This window comes from Desulfomicrobium apsheronum (genome assembly GCF_900114115.1).
In the GTDB taxonomy this organism is placed as follows: Bacteria; Desulfobacterota; Desulfovibrionia; order Desulfovibrionales; family Desulfomicrobiaceae; genus Desulfomicrobium; species Desulfomicrobium apsheronum.
On sequence record NZ_FORX01000001.1, the window covers coordinates 338,612 to 353,230 of the forward strand.

A 14,619-nucleotide genomic window follows, 5' to 3' on the forward strand; every position below is an offset into this window, starting at 1 on the left:
TCAATGGTTTTCCTCCGGCGGCCGTTGGCTTCACAACGCCTGCGTCAGTTTGGGCAGGATGGCGCGCAGCTGCGCCGTCTCTTCGGGGGTCAGGGCCGATTGCAGATCCCGGGTCAGGTGCAGGTGATGGGCGTGGTGCTCGCGGTACAGTTCCTGCCCGGCCTCGGTCAGGGTCACGAGGATGGAACGGCGGTCCGTCTCGTGCGGGATGCGCGCCACCAGACCCAGTTTTTCCAGGCGGTCCACCCCCACCGTCAGGGTCCCGGTGGTCACGCCCATCTTGGCCGCGAGTTCCTTCATGCGCAAAGGGGACTGCTGACCCAGGATTTCAAGGGTGTGCATCTGCGGCAGGGTGATGGCCGAGTCTCGGACCACGGCCTGTTCCCAGGAAGAGAGTTTTTCGTAGAATTCGATGATCAGATCGCTTAGTTGTTCAAGCTCATGCATGGTCGGCCTCCGGGCAGACCTGATCCCGGCTTTCCGCCGGGCACGGGCAGGCATGTACTTCAACGGTGACACGCTCCAGATGCGCAACTTCGGACAGAAGATCCTTGTAGTATTCGGGCGGACGAGGGGTCCCGTCTTCGACGGTGAGGTGGCCCGCCAAGCGGCGCGGTCCCACGTTCCAGACATAGAGGTCGCGAACCCGTACCTCTCCTCCCTGCTCGATGCGACGCAGGATGTCCGCATGCAGATCCTTGTCCGCGCGGCGATCAAGGAGGATCCAGCCGGTTTCGCGCATGAGGCCGATGGCCCAGCGCCCGATGACCAGCGCTCCGACAATGCCCATGACCGGATCGAGCCAGTTCAGGCCGTAGTACTTCCCGCCCAGCAGGGCGAAAATGGCCAGGACCGAGGTCAGGGCGTCGGCCAGGACATGCATGTAGGCGGCCTTCAGGTTGTGGTCGTGACTGTGTACATGGTCTTCATCGCGAAGCCACCATGCGCTGACCAGATTGATGACCAGGCCCAGCACCGCCACCAGCGTTGCCGGGCCAAAGGAGATGGGCACGGGTGAGAAGAGCCGGGTCAGGGATTCGCCCGCCATGTAGAGAGCCACGAGGATGAGGCCCACCGCCGAGGCGAATCCGGCCAGGGCATTGACCTTGCCCGCGCCAAAGACCAAGTCGGGGTTGTCGGCGTTCTTGCGCGCCCAGACATAGGCGAACCAGGCCACGGCCATGGCGCCGGCATGACTGGCCATGTGCCAGCCGTCGGCCAGGAGTGCCATGGAGCCGAAAATCCAGCCAGAAAAGATCTCAACGGCCATGGTGATCACGGTCAGCCAGAAAACGAAACGGGTCCCGCGTTCGCCGTGATCAGGATTGTGGTGATGGTCATGGCCGCAGGAACATGAATGGTTGTGCATGGGGATGCTCGCTATTGTTTGCTTATCGAGTTGTTTGATACGCAAACAATTATGTGGATATTGTTTGATTGTCAAACTTGAATTTCGTTTTTTTGAACCGATAGTACAGGGATGTTTCATGCTTGATACGCACGCCAGACGGCTTTTTCAGCCGATTTTTGACACCATGGCGCATGCCTTGGGTCGCAGGGGAATCGGGCCGGCGGCAGTGACCCTGTCGGCCGCGCTTCTGGGCGGGTTGGCTGCGGGAGCCATGGCCCTGGGCTGGCCAGTCCTGTTCCTGGCCTTGCTGTGGCTTTCAGGGCTGCTGGACGCGGTGGATGGAACCCTGGCTCGCCAGGGCGGAGTGACGAGCAGGGCCGGGGCCATGCTGGACATTGTCTGCGACCGGGCCGTGGAGGCGCTGGTCATCGTGGCTTTCGGGCTGCGTTTTCCCGAGGCAAGGCTTGAGCTTCTGGTGCTTTGCGCGGCCATCATCCTGTCCCTGACGGTTTTCCTGACGGCGGCAGCGTCCCTGCCCGCGTCCGTCGGCAAGAGTTTTCACTATCAGGCCGGTCTGGCCGAACGCAGCGAGGGGTTCCTGTTTTTTTCCCTTATGGCCGTGTGGCCGTCGGGAGTCCCGGGAGTGGCGCTGGTCTTTGCGTTGACGGTATTGTTCACGGCAGGTCAGCGCCTGCGGGCGGCGCTTGGATTTTTCAGGGATTGACAATTGTCCCGGGCTTTGAAAGTCCCGGAAACAAACAATTTTGGAGGCAACAGTGCAGGACAAAGACGGAATCTTCTATTACCCGTATCCCGAGAACAAGCGCATCCGCATGTTCGTGCGGGAGCAGGACGGCAATATCGAGTTCAGGCTCAGCAATGTCGATCATCCGGAAATATGGGAACGGCACGGCTGGCTGGACCTGGACATCATCCGGCGCGGCGCCAAAATGTTCGAAGAGCGTGGATCCAAGGCCGATCCGACGAAAATCTACGACCTGGAAACCGCGCGCTATCTGCTCAAGGAAGCCAGAAAAAAATAACCCGGCTCCGGGGGATGCATGACCATGGAAGGTTTGGTGCAGGTGGCGGGGATCGGCAGCTTGGCCGAAGGGCGCATGCTGCTCGATTGCGGCGCGGATCTGCTCGGTTTTCCCCTGCGCCTGCCGGTGCATGCGACGGACACCTCGGAGGATGAGGCGCGGGCCATCATCGCGGAGCTTGGGCCGTCGTTCTGCGTGCTCATCACCTACGAGCAGGACCCGGATCGTCTGGTGGAATTCTGCCGTTTCTTGAACGTGAACACGGTGCAGCTTCATGCCGACGTCTCCGCAGACACCCTGGCCCAGATCAGGACCCGCCTGCCCCTGCGTATCTTCAAGAGCTATGTAGTGGGCCGCGAGTCCATGAGCCCCGCACGGTTTGCGCAGATCTACTCGCCGGTTTGCGAAGCCTTTATCACCGATACGTTCGACCCCTCGACGGGAGCCAGCGGCGCGACGGGCCTGGTCCACGACTGGGGCGTGAGTGCGGAGTTGGTTCGGCACAGCCCGCGTCCGGTCATTTTGGCCGGCGGCCTGAACCCGGCCAATGTTCGTCAGGCCATAAGGTCGGTGCGTCCGGCCGCGGTCGATGTGCACACGGGCGTTGAAGCCCCGGACGGCTCCAAGGACCCGGAATTGGTCCGGGCCTTCGTGCGTGAAGCCCGCGCCGGATTTGCCGAGGCTGCCGGGTAGTGATGCCATTTCGCCAAGTATTTTCAGGTATAAAGGCCCCGACCCGAAGGACGTACTTCCGGGTCGGGGCCTTTGTGCGTCGAAACTGAAGGGCTGGGGTTCGGGCGCATGGGCCGATTGTGGTCGGGGTGCCGGTGACGGGCCGTGCCGTCCGATGATTTGCCGATCGGCCCTTACTTCAGGTCGAAGAGAATGCCGCCTGTTCCGTCTGGAACCGGTACGGGTGGTTCCGGCGCATGGTAGATCTTGCGGATTTTCTCGCCGAGCACGCGCAGATCCTCCAGAGACCGCTTCGAATTGCTCACCTTGCCCAGCAGGCGTGCAAGGATCTGATCCTTGCGCGGACCATCCTCGATGGATTTCAAGGCTTCGATATAATCCGACATCAGTCCGTATTGCATGGCCTGGGCCTGCACGATGTTGTTCAACCGGTCCGAGAGGCCGCCCATGGTCCGGCGGTAGGTTTCCAGTTCCGTGCGTTCGATGACCGCGCGCATGTCGTGCAGGATGATCTGGTAACTTTCCAGCAGGCCCGAGTTGCGGTTTTTTCTGCAGCCGCCCGTGATCGCGACCTCGACGGTTTCCCCGGTCAGGGTCTTGAGCCGGGTCGGGTGATCGGTGATGCTGCCGTCCTGGATGATCGTGGACATGATGGCCTTTCGCTCGTCTTCGTCCGTGAAATGGTCAATGACGTTGCCCTTCAGCGCGTGCTCGCGGCTCTCGTACTCAAAAAGCGAGATGGCGGCCTGGTTTATGTCCACGAAGCTTCCGTCCGGCATGGCCACGAAGATCGGGTCGGTGGAGTACTGGAAGATGCGCCGGTATTTTTGCTCGTTGACGCGCAGTTTTTCCTCGTCGTTCTTGCGGTCCGTTATGTCCTTGATGAAATGGTAGATCTGCTGGATCCTGCCCAGGCCCTGCTCCTTGTAGATGACCTCGCCTTCGTCGCGGACCCAGCGGATATCGCCGTTGGCGTGCACGATGCGATATTCGATGCGGTCGATCTCCTTTTCTATCAGCCCCGCGTAGAAGGCTTGAACCTTCGCGGCGTCCTCGGGGAAAACCAAGTCTATCGGGTGAAAGATGTTCCCGACAAACTGGTCGGCAGGCAGTCCGTAAAGGCCTTCCGTGGCGCTGTTGGCCGACTCTATGCGTGAGTGCTCACGGTCGAAGGCCATGATCACTTCGGGGATGGAATCGAGAATACGCTTGAGTTTCTGGCTGGTCTTGGTCTTCTGGGTGATGTCGGTGAGGGAACAGAGCAGCGCCGGCTTGCCTTGGTAGCTGATCTTTCTGGCCTGCATTTCGACGAACGATTCCGTTCCGTTTGCGTCCAGCAGGGTGAACTCGATCGGTTTTTGGGAGCAGCTCGGCTCGTCCGGAATTCTGTTCAGGTATTTCTCGACCCGATCGTGATGCTTGGGGATGACGAAGTCGCAAAAGGACCTGCCGAGCAAAGTCTCGCGCCCGGCGTTGCATATCGCGGCGAAACAGAGGTTGGCATGGGAAATCCTGCCGTCTCGAAGGATGACCGCTCCCTGGCTCAGGGCGTCGAGCAGCTGGATATGTTCGGGGTTCATGAGATGCATATGTTCATTCCTGGCCGAGAAATTTTTCGGCCGATTACTTCGAGGTGATGTCGATCATGTCCAGTCTGGTCAGGCTGGCCCGGGCGCGCGTGCCGGGAGCGTTCAGCAGATGCCAGGCCGTGTACTGCTCGGCATAGAGGGTCCCTGCCGACATCCCGTCCACGGGCACGATGACGTTCAAGCCGCGCATGGCGGCCCCGGTGGCGGTGTGCAGGACCGCACCTTCGGCGGTGGTGCCGGTGATGATGACGTTGCTGACGCCCAGTTTTTTCAGGATCGCGTCCAGTTCGGTGTTGAAGAACTTGTCCACCGATGACTGGACAATGGGTTCTCCGGGCAGGGGCCTAGCCTCGGGAAGAATGGTTTCAGGCGTGCCTCTGCTGGTCAGGCTGTGCACCACGGGCATCCCCGCTGCCCTGGCCTTGGCCAGGAAGGCCCCGATGCGGGGTGCGGACTCCACGCAACGCGGCCGCGCCTGCATGTTGCAGGTCCGCTCTTCGATGTCGAGGACCAGAAAAGCCGTATTTGCCGGGCTGACAGCCACGGCCTTGAGTTCCACGGGCGTGGGAGGCGTAACCGTGTTCCATTCTTCGATAATGGTTCCCGCCAGGGCGGGCGTTATGCATAGGAAGACAAGCGCTGTCAAAATGAAAACCAGTCTTGATTTTTTCATGGGATGCCTCCTCGCGGGCTGTCATGGGTTGCTGATCGGGATGCACATGTTATCTGGAGTTTTTGCCCCTGCTTTTCGAATATTATACACGGCCCGGCCTTCGGCAATGACCACATCCGGATTATTGGCGGAGAAAATCTGCACGGTGGCGTTGCCGACCCTGTTGCCCAGCAGCTTGACCTCGCCGATGGCGATGAGATCCGCCGGGTCGGCCGGGCGCAGGTAGTCCACGCGCATGTCGATGGTAGCCACCCGGTCGCGCACCGAGCAGGCCGCCCACACCGCCGAGCCGCCGCAGGTGTCCACGAGCATGGAGATGAGACCGCCGTGCAGCGCAGGCCGTCTTGGATCGCCAATGAATTCAGGCCTGTAGGGCAAGCGCAGCCGGGCATAGCCGGGCCGGATTTCCTCCACCAGGAGCCCCAGAAAACGATCGTAGGGAATTTCCTGCTCGATGACGTGTCGAATATCCATGAAGCACCTCGTATTTGATGTGACGTGATGCATTTTCATGTGCAAGACCGGGGGGGCCGTCAAGGGGCGGTTCCGAGAAGGGGTGGCTCCAAGAAGGGGGGCTGGGTAGGCTTGTGTTCGGCATCAGGCCAAGGTAAAGCCGCCGTTCATCCTCGTGGCATTCCCCGGATCTTAACGCTTAACTCCTTAAGGACATTGATGTGTCGTCCTTTGAAATAAAGGGAAAAGTCGCGCCTTGCACACTTTTCAGGCCGCTGACGGTCGATTTGGTCGATCTGGGCGCTGATGTTGAAGAACGTCTGGGGCGGACTCCCGAATTTTTCCGTAACATGGCAGTCATAGTGGACCTTTCCGCTTTGGGCGAGATGCGCAATGGGCTTGATCTGAACGGTCTGGTTCGCTTGCTGCGGGATCAGGGCATGATGCCCGTGGGCATCCAGGGCGGGAACGAGTATCATGAGCGGCTGGCACCCAATCTTCATCTGGGCGTTTTTCCGGAGAGCAGGCCCGCTCCGGGGCGAGCGTCCAATGGCGGGGCGAGTGCTCCTTTCGGAGATGCGGCAGCCATGGTCGTGGACAAGCCCGTGCGTTCCGGACAGCAGATCTATGCCAAGGGCCGCGATCTTGTGGTGCTGGCTCCCGTGGGACAGGGCTCCGAGGTCATCGCCGACGGCAATATCCATATCTACGCGCCGCTGCGCGGGCGGGCCCTGGCCGGGGTCATGGGTTTCGAAGGGGCGCGGATCTTTTGCAAGGAACTGCGGGCGGAACTGATCTCTGTCGCCGGGCTGTACCGGGTCAGCGAGGATTTGCCCGAAAACCTGCATGGCGCTTCGGCTCAGATCCGTCTGAGCGGGCGTCAGCTTTTGATTGAATCTCTTTGACAGGACCAGGAGGGACTGTGGGTAAAATTATTGTTGTTACTTCGGGCAAGGGCGGGGTCGGCAAGACCACTTCCAGCGCTTCCCTGGCCACGGGCCTGGCCCGTCGAGGCATGCAGGTCGCGGTGCTTGATTTCGACGTGGGTCTGCGCAACCTTGACTTGATCATGGGTTGCGAGCGCCGGGTGGTTTATGATTTCGTCAACGTCATCCAGGGTGATGCTACTTTGCATCAGGCCATGATCCGCGACAAGCGGGTCGAAAATCTTTTCATACTTCCCGCGTCCCAGACCAAGGACAAGGACGCCTTGCGCATGGACGGCGTGGAGAAAGTGCTGGACGAGCTTTCGGCCCGTTTCGACTTCGTCATCTGCGATTCGCCGGCGGGCATAGAACACGGGGCGCTCATGGCCATGCATTTCGCCGACGAGGCCGTGGTCGTGACCAATCCGGAGGTGTCCTCGGTGCGCGATTCCGATCGGGTGCTGGGCCTTTTGCAGAGCAAGACCAGAAAGGCCAAGAATGGCGGAAATATACGGGAGCATTTGCTTCTTACGCGCTATGATCCCGAGCGGGTCGAGCGGGGCGAGATGCTCGGCGTGGCCGACGTGGAGGAGATCCTTGCCATTCCGCTGCTGGGGGTGATCCCGGAGTCCAAGTCCGTGCTGGCCGCCTCCAACTCCGGCGAGCCGGTCATTCTAGACGACGGAAGCGACGCGGGCCAGGCCTACGAGGACGCGGTATCCCGCCTGATGGGCGAGGATCTGCCGCATCGTTTCCTGACTTCGCGCAAGAAGGGTTTTTTTGCCCGGATTTTTGGAGGCTGACATGGGTATCTTCAGTTATTTCCGCACCAAGAAAAACACGGCTGAGGTGGCCAAGAACCGGCTGCAGATCATCGTGGCCCATGAGCGGGCCCAAAACGGCGGGTACGAATTTTTGCCCCGCCTGCGTCAGGAACTCATGCAGGTGGTGCAGAAATATGTGCATGTGGAACTTGATGACATCCGGGTGGACGTGAACAGGGACGGAGATTGCGAAGTCCTGGAGTTTAACGTGACCCTCCCGGACAACAAACGCTGAGTAGTCAATTGTCCAGCGCCGGGGTCGCTTCGCGCCGCCCCGGCTTTTTTAGGGACCGTGAATCTCGGTCAGGCGTCTCGCATAGCCCCAAGAGCGGCATGAAGGGCGTTACAAGCACTTCTCGTCACCGCGCTTTTTCAGCCCCTGCCATTCCTTCCGGTCCAAAAGACCATCTCTAATACTTTTTTTGACACTTCATGCAGTGCGTCGAGGTCCGTCCGGCGACCTTCGTTGCCTGCAAGGGCATTCCGCAGGCCGGGCAGGGTTCGCCCTTCTTGCCGTAGACCTCGAAACTGTCCTGGAAGATGCCGCTTTTGCCGTAGGCGTTGCGGTAGTCGCTGATGGTGCTGCCTCCGGCCGCGATGGCCTCAAGCAGGATGCGGCGCAGTTCACTGCATAGGAGGACGCGCCGTTTCGGGGGGATGCTTGAGGCGAGGCTGGCCGGATGGATGCGGGCCGCAAAGAGGGACTCGTCGGCGTAGATGTTGCCGATTCCGGCCAGGACGGTCTGATTGAGAAGCAGGCTCTTGACGCAGGCTCGGCGTGCGCCGAGGCGTTCAGCCAGTTCCTCGGCGGAACTCTCCAGTGGTTCGGGGCCGAGGGAGCGGTAAAAGCTCCAGGCCTCAAGGTCTTGCGGCCAATATATTCCGAAAAATCCGAAACGCCGCGTATCCTCGAAGATCAGGCGGTCCCGGCCTTCAAGATCGCAGACCAGATGCGTGTGTTTGGGCAGCTCCTGACCCGGGCTCGCGATCCAGACCCGTCCGGTCATTTTGAGGTGGAAGGCCAGGCACTCGCCCTGGTCCAGATGGACGAGGAGAAGCTTGGCCCGGCGCGAGACATGGGTGATGGTCCTGCCCGGCAGGGAGCCCGGGTGTCCTGCCCGCAGTACGCTCGGCGTGAGCAGATGCGCTTCGAGGATGCGACGCCCCTTGGCCAGGGTGTGCAGGCCGCGGGCGATGGTTTCGACTTCTGGCAGTTCGGGCATCAGTCTTGAGGGGAGGCCAGGGGGATGGTCAGGCTTATGGTCTGCCCGCCACGCTTGACGGTAAGTTCCAGCGGTTTGTTCTGACGGGAGGCGGCCATGGCCGCGAAGTGAAGGTCCATTGCTTCGGTCAGGGGCCGACCGGCGGCCTCGACCAGCACATCTCCGGCCATCAGTCCGGCCGATTCGGCCTTTGAGTCGGGTTCCACGCTCTCCACGCGCATGGCCTTTTCCTCGAAAAGGATATTCATGCCGAGGCGGCTTTTGTGCTGGGCCGCGCAGTAGAAATAGACCTGCTCCGCAGGCATGGGCCGCTGCGACGTGTCGGTCTGGGACTTGAAATCCTCTGCATCGCGTACGGGCATGACGGAGAGGCAGACGGCTTTGGGATCCAGGGTGCGCAGCCGGTATTCAATGCCCCAGCCGTGCTCCACGTGTCCGCTCCCGGCCAGGATCAGCATGGGCCGGTTCAGTCTCCCCTCGTAGGCCAGGGCCTGTTCGGCCATCATGGAATCCCACAGGGCCTGCACGAGGTAGAATTTTTCAGCCATTGCGCTCATGGAGGGAGCCTTGCCGGACATGGCTTTGGACGCAGTGGCGCTCTTGGCCGGAGTGTCCTTGGTATCGGAACCGGGCGCGGTGGCCGTACGCATGCTCTGGTGCAGGCCGACCTGCATCTCAAGGGCCGTCTTCTGGGCAGGACTGGCCGGGATGATCCGGCGCGGCAGGGCGTTCCTGTCGGCCTTGCTCAGGGCCGTGTTGCCCTTGTCGCGGAAGGTGACCAGCGTTTGTCGCGGGATGTTCAGACCGATCACGGGAAGGCCGAATTCTTCCGCCAATTCAAAAATGGGTTTGTAGAGCGCGTAGGGGTAGCCCCAGATCTTTTCCCAGTTCACCTTTTCGCCCAGATCGGCGGCAGTGATGCGCCGCGCGTTGAATTCGTCCAGCACGGTTTGCGTCGTGACCGGCAGCATCTCAAGGCCGATGGAGAAGCGGTGTCCGCTTTGTGCCAGGGCTTCGATGAGGCGCGCCTGGACGGTGTGGTCGCAGGGATTGGTGTGGCTTTCGCCCATGAGGATGAAGTCGGCGTGTCTGGCCCGTTTCAGGACCTCGTCGTCGGTCAGGGGCTCGGCCTTGGCCGAGAGAAAGGATCCCGGCGGCGGGGAGACCCATGGGGGAGTCACCGCCGCCGGTTTTGCGCATCCGGCAAGCATTGCCAGAAGCACGGGCAGAATGAGGCTTCTCGCCAATCTAATTCTCGCCAATCCAATTCTCGTTAATCCCATTCTCATCAATCCCAATTGCGCTTGTCCTCGATGAACCGGATCTGTGGAGGCAGGGTGCCGGGGGTGAGGATCTTCAGCGCCGGCCGGATCTTGATCTTTTCGCGGAACATGTGCAGCAGCTCCTCTTCCCGCTTGAAGCCGGAGGTCTCGATCAAGAGCGTCATCTCGTCGATGCCGCCGGGGTTGGTGACTTCGATCTGCCAGCGTTTGATCTCTTCGAAGCTGGAGATGACCTGCTCGACCTGGTGCGGGTACACGAACATGCCCTTGATGCGGGCCGTGGTGTCCACGCGGCCGACAATGGTGCCCAGGCGAGGGGACGTGCGGCCGCAGGGGCAGGACGCGCGGTCGATGTAGGACAGGTCGCCGGTGGCCAGACGGATCAGCGGGTAGGTCTTGTTGAAGGCCGTGACCACGATCTCGCCCACTTCTCCGTCTTTGAGCGGAATGCCCGTGTCGGGGTGGCAGATCTCGACGTAGGCGCGGTTGGCGATGTGCAGGCCGTTCTTGTGGAAGCATTCGTAGCCGATGCAGCCCACGTCGGCGGTGCCGTAGCCCTGGCGCATGATCAGGTCGAACTTCTTTTCAAGGGTGGAACGCAGCTTCTCGGAGAATTTTTCGCCGGTGACGAAGGCCACTTCCAGGTACAGGTCCTTGCGCAGGTTGAGGCCCTTCTCCTCGCCCTTCTGGGCCAGGTGCATGAGGTAGCTCGGCGTGCCCACATAGCCGGTGACGCGTAGCTTCTTCATGATGTCGAGCTGGCTGCCGGTGTTGCCGGGGCCCGTGGGCACCACGGCGCAGCTCAGCTGGCGCAGGGGTTCCTCGAACATGAGACCGGCCGGGGTCATGTGGTAGTTGAAGGTGTTCTGGACCAGGTCGCCGGAACGGAAGCCCGCGGCGTAGAAGCTCTCGGTCCAGCCCCAATAGTCGTCCCCTCTGTCCTCGGGGTCGAAGATCGGGCCGGGGGACAGGAAGACGCGGCGCAGTTCGCCAAGATCCTTGGTCAGAAGGCCGCCCAGGCGCGGGCCCATGGACTGCAGGAAGATGAGTTCCTTTTTCTTCAGGATCGGGACGTGCTTGAGGTCGATGAGATCGCGGAATTTTTCCACGGAAAACTGTGCGCGGTCAAAGCGCTTTTTTACGTCTTCGGAATATCTATACGCATAAGAGAGCAGCTCTTTGAGCTGGATCTGGTAGTATTTCTGGCGTTCCGTGGCATCCAGAACTTCGCGTCGGCTGAAAATGCCTTCAGTGCGATCCTTGCGGGTCATCAGCACTCCTCCTTGCGGTGGCAGGGTCCGGCCGTGGGGTCGGGGTTAAAAGGTGAGAAAAAAGTCTTATACATGAACAAAAAAAGGATTTGCAAGTGGGTACCTGCAAATCCTTGAAATAGAAGATGAATTGATGAAGGATCAATCTTCGGTCAAAGGCTCCTGCGGCATGTCTTCCTGCGGGAGGCCTTGTGGCTCCTCGGTTTCAGGTGTGTCAAGCTGGGCAAAGGTGCGGGCGAAGACCAGAAAACCCGTATGGGCGACCATACGGTCTTCGGGGCGCAGGCGTTCTGGCACCGGCTTGTAGTGGCGCAGGAATATCTCCACCACCTCGATCTGCCGGAAGGGGCCTTCCTGCAGCGACTTCAGCAGATCCTGAACCTGATTGGTGGTCGGCAGCAGGAAACCGACAGGCGCGCCGGGCACGACTGCATTTGGAATATGATGGATATAGTCGCAAGGTTCGCGCACATCCAGAAAGAGGGCGTCGGCGGCGTGAGGCTGGAAACCTTCGGCGATGTCGTGATGGAACTGCTCCACGCGGTGGGAGAGGCCGATGCGCTCCAGATTCTGGCGGCAGAGCGTGTAGAATTCTTCACGGCGTTCGTAGGTGTAGACCTTGCCCGTGTCGCCGACCAGCCAGGCCAGAGCCGTGGTCAGACCGCCGGAGCCGCAGCCGGCCTCGACGATGCGGCAACCGGGACCGATGCCCAGCTTCATGACGATGTAGCCGATTTCCTTGGGATAAATGATCTGGGTGCGGCGTTTTACCGACTTGACCAGATCGTAGAGGGTGGGGCGCATGACGGTGAAGGGATAGCCCTTGTGCGTCATGACCTGTTGTCCCCAGCCTGCGGCGCGGACTTCGTCAAGGTGCAGAAGTCCTTCATTTGTATGCATTACCTGCCCTTCCTGGGCAGTAACAAAATATCGCTTGTCGTTTGCGTTGAGCAGCATTACCAGCTGTCCCGGTTCGAGCATGTGGCCTCCTGTAAAGTGCGTAGGCGGGAGTAGCCACGGCATAATGGTATGTCAAGCAATCCCCCTGGCTCCGAAGATGGTTTTTCTTGCTATAGCTCCATTGGCCGGTTAAAGAACATGCTTGATACTCGGCGTGCTGTGCGTCCGGCAGAGTCCGGTCAATGTCCTGTTTTCTGCGCCACACGCTTCGTTTTCACAAATTTTTTCCGGTTTCTTGATACGCAAATTTTTATTTTTCCCCGGCTTTGCCGGAAACTTTTTTCATTTGAGGATATGTATGGGCGAGAAGCAGAAACGCAAGATGTTCATCAGCGTGCTGCCTGGTGAACAGGTGGAAGTGGCCATCATGGAAGATGGCGTGGTGTGCGAATATTATGTTGAAATGCTCCATCAGAGCAAGACCAAGGGCAACATCTACAAGGGTAAGATTCACAACGTCGATCAGGCCCTGCAGGCCGCCTTCATCAACTACGGGGCGGACAAGAACGGATTTCTTCAGGTCGACGAGGTCCATCCCGAATACTACCAGGGCGACGTGCCCAGCCGGGGCAAGTATCCGCCCCTGCAGAAGGTCTTGAAGCCCGGCCAGGAAGTGCTGGTACAGGTGGTCAAGGAACCTACCGGCTCCAAGGGCGCCTTCCTGACGACCTACCTATCCATTCCCGGGCGCTATTTTGTGCTCACCCCCGGGCGCGAACAGCTCGGCATCTCCCGCAAGATCGAAGACGAGAAGGAACGCGATCGCCTCAAGGAAGTCGTCGAGGAGCTCAAGCTCGACGAAGGCCTGGGCGTCATCGTGCGCACGGTCAGCGAATCCCAGAGCAAGAGCAGCCTGTCCCGCGATCTGCAGTTTCTGAAGCGCCTGTGGAAGGACATCCGCAAGAAGGGCATCTCCTCCGAGTCTCCGGCCCTTATCTATGAGGAAAAGGATTTGGCCTTTCGGGCCATCCGCGACTACCTCACCCCCGATATCGCCGAATGCTGGGTCGACGACGACGAGACCGCGAAGCAGATCACGGATTTCGCCGCCCTCATTTTTCCCCGCCGCAAGACGTTCATAAAGGTTCACTCCGAGACCGAGCGGACCCTTTACGAGCGTTTTCGCATCGAGGCGCAGCTGCAGAAGATTTTCAGCCGCAGCGTAAATCTCCCCAGCGGCGGACAGCTGGTCATCGACCACACCGAGGCCCTGACCGCCATCGATATCAACTCCGGCAAGATCGGAGGAGAGAAGAATTTCAAGGAGATGGCCCTGCGGACCAATATCGAGGCCGCGCAGGAAATCCCCAACCAGCTCATGCTGCGCGACATCGGCGGCCAGATCGTGGTCGACTTTATCGAGATGAAGGACGGCAAGCACATCCGCGAGGTTGAGAAGGTGCTGCGTCAGGCCCTCAAGGTAGACCGTGCGCGCACGGACATTGGCCGCATCTCCAAATTCGGTCTGCTTGAGATCGTCCGCCAGCGTCTTGGCACCTCGGCCCTGTCCGGAAGCCTGGAGCCCTGCCCGCACTGCTCCGGGGCAGGCACCCGCCGCAATCTGGAATGGCGCTCCATGCAGGCTCTCAAGGACATCTACCGTGAACTGCGCAAGGACAAGAGCTCCGAGACGTTTACCTACAAGACCGACGCGGATCTCATGCAGTACCTTGTCAACCGCAAGCGGGAAAAGCTCATGGAATTCGAGCAGACATTCGGTCGCAAGATCTTCGTCATGCCCACGGAAACGCCCAACTGCGCATTTTGCTAGGTTCTTCCATGAAGATTTTGGTTCACATCTGCTGTGGGCCGTGCGCCATCACTCCCGTCCGGGCCTTGCTTGAGGCCGGGATGGGTGTGACGGGTTTATATTACAATCCCAACATTCATCCCCTGCAGGAATACCTGCGTCGCCGGGAAGGCGTGGTCCAGATGGCCGAGCGCCTGGATATCCCGGTCATCTTCAAGGATGACGAGTACGACCCCAAGGCCTATTTTCGGGCGGTGACTTACCGTGAGCCGAACCGATGTCTGCCGTGTTATTCCCTGCGGCTGGAGCGGACCCTGTCCATTGCCAGGCGCGGTGGCTTCGACGCCTTCACCTCCACGCTCCTTTACAGTAAATTCCAGAAGCACGAACAGATTCGAACTTTGGGCCATGATCTGGCCGAGGGTTCGGGGGTGGCGTTTCATTATCAGGATTTTCGTTCAGGCTGGTCGGAGGGCATTGCCCAGTCGAAGGATTGGGGGATGTACCGGCAGCAGTACTGCGGCTGCCTTTACAGCGAATTCGAGCGCTATTCCTCGGAGCTTGGCAGGCGCGTCTAGAT

The 14,619-nt window shown here is 60.1% G+C and carries 17 protein-coding genes; 8 read left to right on the forward strand and 9 right to left on the reverse strand.

The annotated features are described in order from the left end of the window. Positions 1-30: 30 nt before the first annotated feature. Together BMZ40_RS01495 and BMZ40_RS01500 are read right to left on the reverse strand one after the other, a co-directional pair. Positions 31-447, reverse strand: coding sequence for a MarR family winged helix-turn-helix transcriptional regulator (locus BMZ40_RS01495; protein WP_092372364.1), 417 nt, complete (start codon positions 445-447; stop codon positions 31-33). Further along, complete coding sequence (locus BMZ40_RS01500) at positions 440-1,369, reverse strand: cation diffusion facilitator family transporter (RefSeq protein WP_092372365.1); 930 nt, start codon at positions 1,367-1,369, stop codon at positions 440-442. The genes BMZ40_RS01495 and BMZ40_RS01500 overlap by 8 nt, the downstream gene beginning before the upstream one ends. A 118-nt stretch (positions 1,370-1,487) precedes the next feature. Between BMZ40_RS01500 and BMZ40_RS01505 the strand changes: the two genes are divergently transcribed. From BMZ40_RS01505 to BMZ40_RS01515, 3 genes are read left to right on the forward strand one after another with little or no spacing between them, the layout of a single operon-like run. Next, entirely contained in the window at positions 1,488-2,075 is a 588-nt protein-coding gene (locus tag BMZ40_RS01505; RefSeq protein WP_177192959.1) for a CDP-alcohol phosphatidyltransferase family protein, read from the forward strand. Positions 2,076-2,127: 52 nt separating this feature from the next. After that, positions 2,128-2,394 (forward strand): hypothetical protein, encoded by a 267-nt coding sequence (locus tag BMZ40_RS01510; RefSeq protein ID WP_092372367.1) that lies wholly within the window; start codon positions 2,128-2,130, stop codon positions 2,392-2,394. 18 nt (positions 2,395-2,412) lie between these two features. Continuing rightward, complete coding sequence (locus tag BMZ40_RS01515; RefSeq protein ID WP_092372368.1) at positions 2,413-3,087, forward strand: phosphoribosylanthranilate isomerase; 675 nt, start codon at positions 2,413-2,415, stop codon at positions 3,085-3,087. Between the two features lie 173 nt (positions 3,088-3,260). Here the strand turns inward: BMZ40_RS01515 and BMZ40_RS01520 are convergent, their stop codons facing one another. From BMZ40_RS01520 to BMZ40_RS01530, 3 genes are read right to left on the reverse strand one after another with little or no spacing between them, the layout of a single operon-like run. Next, positions 3,261-4,676 (reverse strand): PAS domain S-box protein, encoded by a 1,416-nt coding sequence (locus BMZ40_RS01520; protein WP_092372369.1) that lies wholly within the window; start codon positions 4,674-4,676, stop codon positions 3,261-3,263. Between the two features lie 34 nt (positions 4,677-4,710). Then, complete coding sequence (locus BMZ40_RS01525) at positions 4,711-5,349, reverse strand: cysteine hydrolase family protein (protein ID WP_092372370.1); 639 nt, start codon at positions 5,347-5,349, stop codon at positions 4,711-4,713. Positions 5,350-5,370: 21 nt separating this feature from the next. After that, entirely contained in the window at positions 5,371-5,823 is a 453-nt protein-coding gene (locus BMZ40_RS01530; protein WP_092372371.1) for a PaaI family thioesterase, read from the reverse strand. A gap of 200 nt (positions 5,824-6,023) precedes the next feature. Between BMZ40_RS01530 and minC the strand changes: the two genes are divergently transcribed. From minC to minE, 3 genes are read left to right on the forward strand one after another with little or no spacing between them, the layout of a single operon-like run. Beyond that, complete coding sequence (gene minC, locus BMZ40_RS01535) at positions 6,024-6,707, forward strand: septum site-determining protein MinC (RefSeq protein ID WP_177192960.1); 684 nt, start codon at positions 6,024-6,026, stop codon at positions 6,705-6,707. A gap of 17 nt (positions 6,708-6,724) precedes the next feature. Then, on the forward strand, positions 6,725-7,531 hold the full coding sequence (gene minD / locus BMZ40_RS01540) for a septum site-determining protein MinD (protein ID WP_092372373.1): 807 nt from the start codon (positions 6,725-6,727) through the stop codon (positions 7,529-7,531). A 1-nt stretch (position 7,532) separates the two neighbouring features. Further along, positions 7,533-7,787 carry a cell division topological specificity factor MinE gene (minE, locus tag BMZ40_RS01545; protein ID WP_092193247.1) on the forward strand — a complete coding sequence of 85 codons (255 nt, stop codon included), beginning with the start codon at positions 7,533-7,535 and terminating at the stop codon, positions 7,785-7,787. A gap of 175 nt (positions 7,788-7,962) precedes the next feature. Here the strand turns inward: minE and mutM are convergent, their stop codons facing one another. The 4 genes from mutM to BMZ40_RS01565 form a co-directional block, all read right to left on the reverse strand. Continuing rightward, positions 7,963-8,775 (reverse strand): bifunctional DNA-formamidopyrimidine glycosylase/DNA-(apurinic or apyrimidinic site) lyase, encoded by an 813-nt coding sequence (gene mutM, locus BMZ40_RS01550; protein WP_092372374.1) that lies wholly within the window; start codon positions 8,773-8,775, stop codon positions 7,963-7,965. After that, a complete protein-coding gene (locus BMZ40_RS01555) occupies positions 8,775-10,022 on the reverse strand; it encodes a ChaN family lipoprotein (protein WP_177192961.1) in 1,248 nt (415 codons plus the stop codon). Before BMZ40_RS01555 ends, mutM begins: the two co-directional genes overlap by 1 nt. 41 nt (positions 10,023-10,063) lie before the next feature. Continuing rightward, on the reverse strand, positions 10,064-11,329 hold the full coding sequence (locus tag BMZ40_RS01560) for a phenylacetate--CoA ligase family protein (protein WP_092193253.1): 1,266 nt from the start codon (positions 11,327-11,329) through the stop codon (positions 10,064-10,066). Positions 11,330-11,470: 141 nt separating this feature from the next. Beyond that, positions 11,471-12,310 carry a tRNA (adenine-N1)-methyltransferase gene (locus BMZ40_RS01565; protein WP_092372376.1) on the reverse strand — a complete coding sequence of 280 codons (840 nt, stop codon included), beginning with the start codon at positions 12,308-12,310 and terminating at the stop codon, positions 11,471-11,473. A gap of 277 nt (positions 12,311-12,587) precedes the next feature. Here BMZ40_RS01565 and BMZ40_RS01570 point away from each other — a divergent pair, with 277 nt between their 5' ends. Together BMZ40_RS01570 and BMZ40_RS01575 are read left to right on the forward strand one after the other, a co-directional pair. Beyond that, positions 12,588-14,060, forward strand: coding sequence for an Rne/Rng family ribonuclease (locus BMZ40_RS01570; protein WP_177192962.1), 1,473 nt, complete (start codon positions 12,588-12,590; stop codon positions 14,058-14,060). A gap of 8 nt (positions 14,061-14,068) precedes the next feature. Further along, positions 14,069-14,617, forward strand: coding sequence for an epoxyqueuosine reductase QueH (locus tag BMZ40_RS01575; RefSeq protein ID WP_092372377.1), 549 nt, complete (start codon positions 14,069-14,071; stop codon positions 14,615-14,617). Positions 14,618-14,619: the final 2 nt, after the last annotated feature.

Excerpts from the sequence above, each read along its gene's own strand:
- BMZ40_RS01530 (WP_092372371.1), bottom strand. The coding sequence starts at position 5,823 with ATGGATATTCGACACGTCATCGAGCAGGAAATTCCCTACGATCGTTTT.
- BMZ40_RS01505 (WP_177192959.1), top strand. The coding sequence starts at position 1,488 with ATGCTTGATACGCACGCCAGACGGCTTTTTCAGCCGATTTTTGACACC.
- BMZ40_RS01515 (WP_092372368.1), top strand. The coding sequence starts at position 2,413 with ATGACCATGGAAGGTTTGGTGCAGGTGGCGGGGATCGGCAGCTTGGCC.
- BMZ40_RS01560 (WP_092193253.1), bottom strand. The coding sequence starts at position 11,329 with ATGACCCGCAAGGATCGCACTGAAGGCATTTTCAGCCGACGCGAAGTT.
- BMZ40_RS01495 (WP_092372364.1), bottom strand. The coding sequence starts at position 447 with ATGCATGAGCTTGAACAACTAAGCGATCTGATCATCGAATTCTACGAA.
- mutM (WP_092372374.1), bottom strand. The coding sequence starts at position 8,775 with ATGCCCGAACTGCCAGAAGTCGAAACCATCGCCCGCGGCCTGCACACC.
- BMZ40_RS01520 (WP_092372369.1), bottom strand. The coding sequence starts at position 4,676 with ATGCATCTCATGAACCCCGAACATATCCAGCTGCTCGACGCCCTGAGC.
- minE (WP_092193247.1), top strand. The coding sequence starts at position 7,533 with ATGGGTATCTTCAGTTATTTCCGCACCAAGAAAAACACGGCTGAGGTG.
- BMZ40_RS01565 (WP_092372376.1), bottom strand. The coding sequence starts at position 12,310 with ATGCTCGAACCGGGACAGCTGGTAATGCTGCTCAACGCAAACGACAAG.
- BMZ40_RS01570 (WP_177192962.1), top strand. The coding sequence starts at position 12,588 with ATGGGCGAGAAGCAGAAACGCAAGATGTTCATCAGCGTGCTGCCTGGT.
- BMZ40_RS01575 (WP_092372377.1), top strand. The coding sequence starts at position 14,069 with ATGAAGATTTTGGTTCACATCTGCTGTGGGCCGTGCGCCATCACTCCC.
- BMZ40_RS01500 (WP_092372365.1), bottom strand. The coding sequence starts at position 1,369 with ATGCACAACCATTCATGTTCCTGCGGCCATGACCATCACCACAATCCT.
- BMZ40_RS01525 (WP_092372370.1), bottom strand. The coding sequence starts at position 5,349 with ATGAAAAAATCAAGACTGGTTTTCATTTTGACAGCGCTTGTCTTCCTA.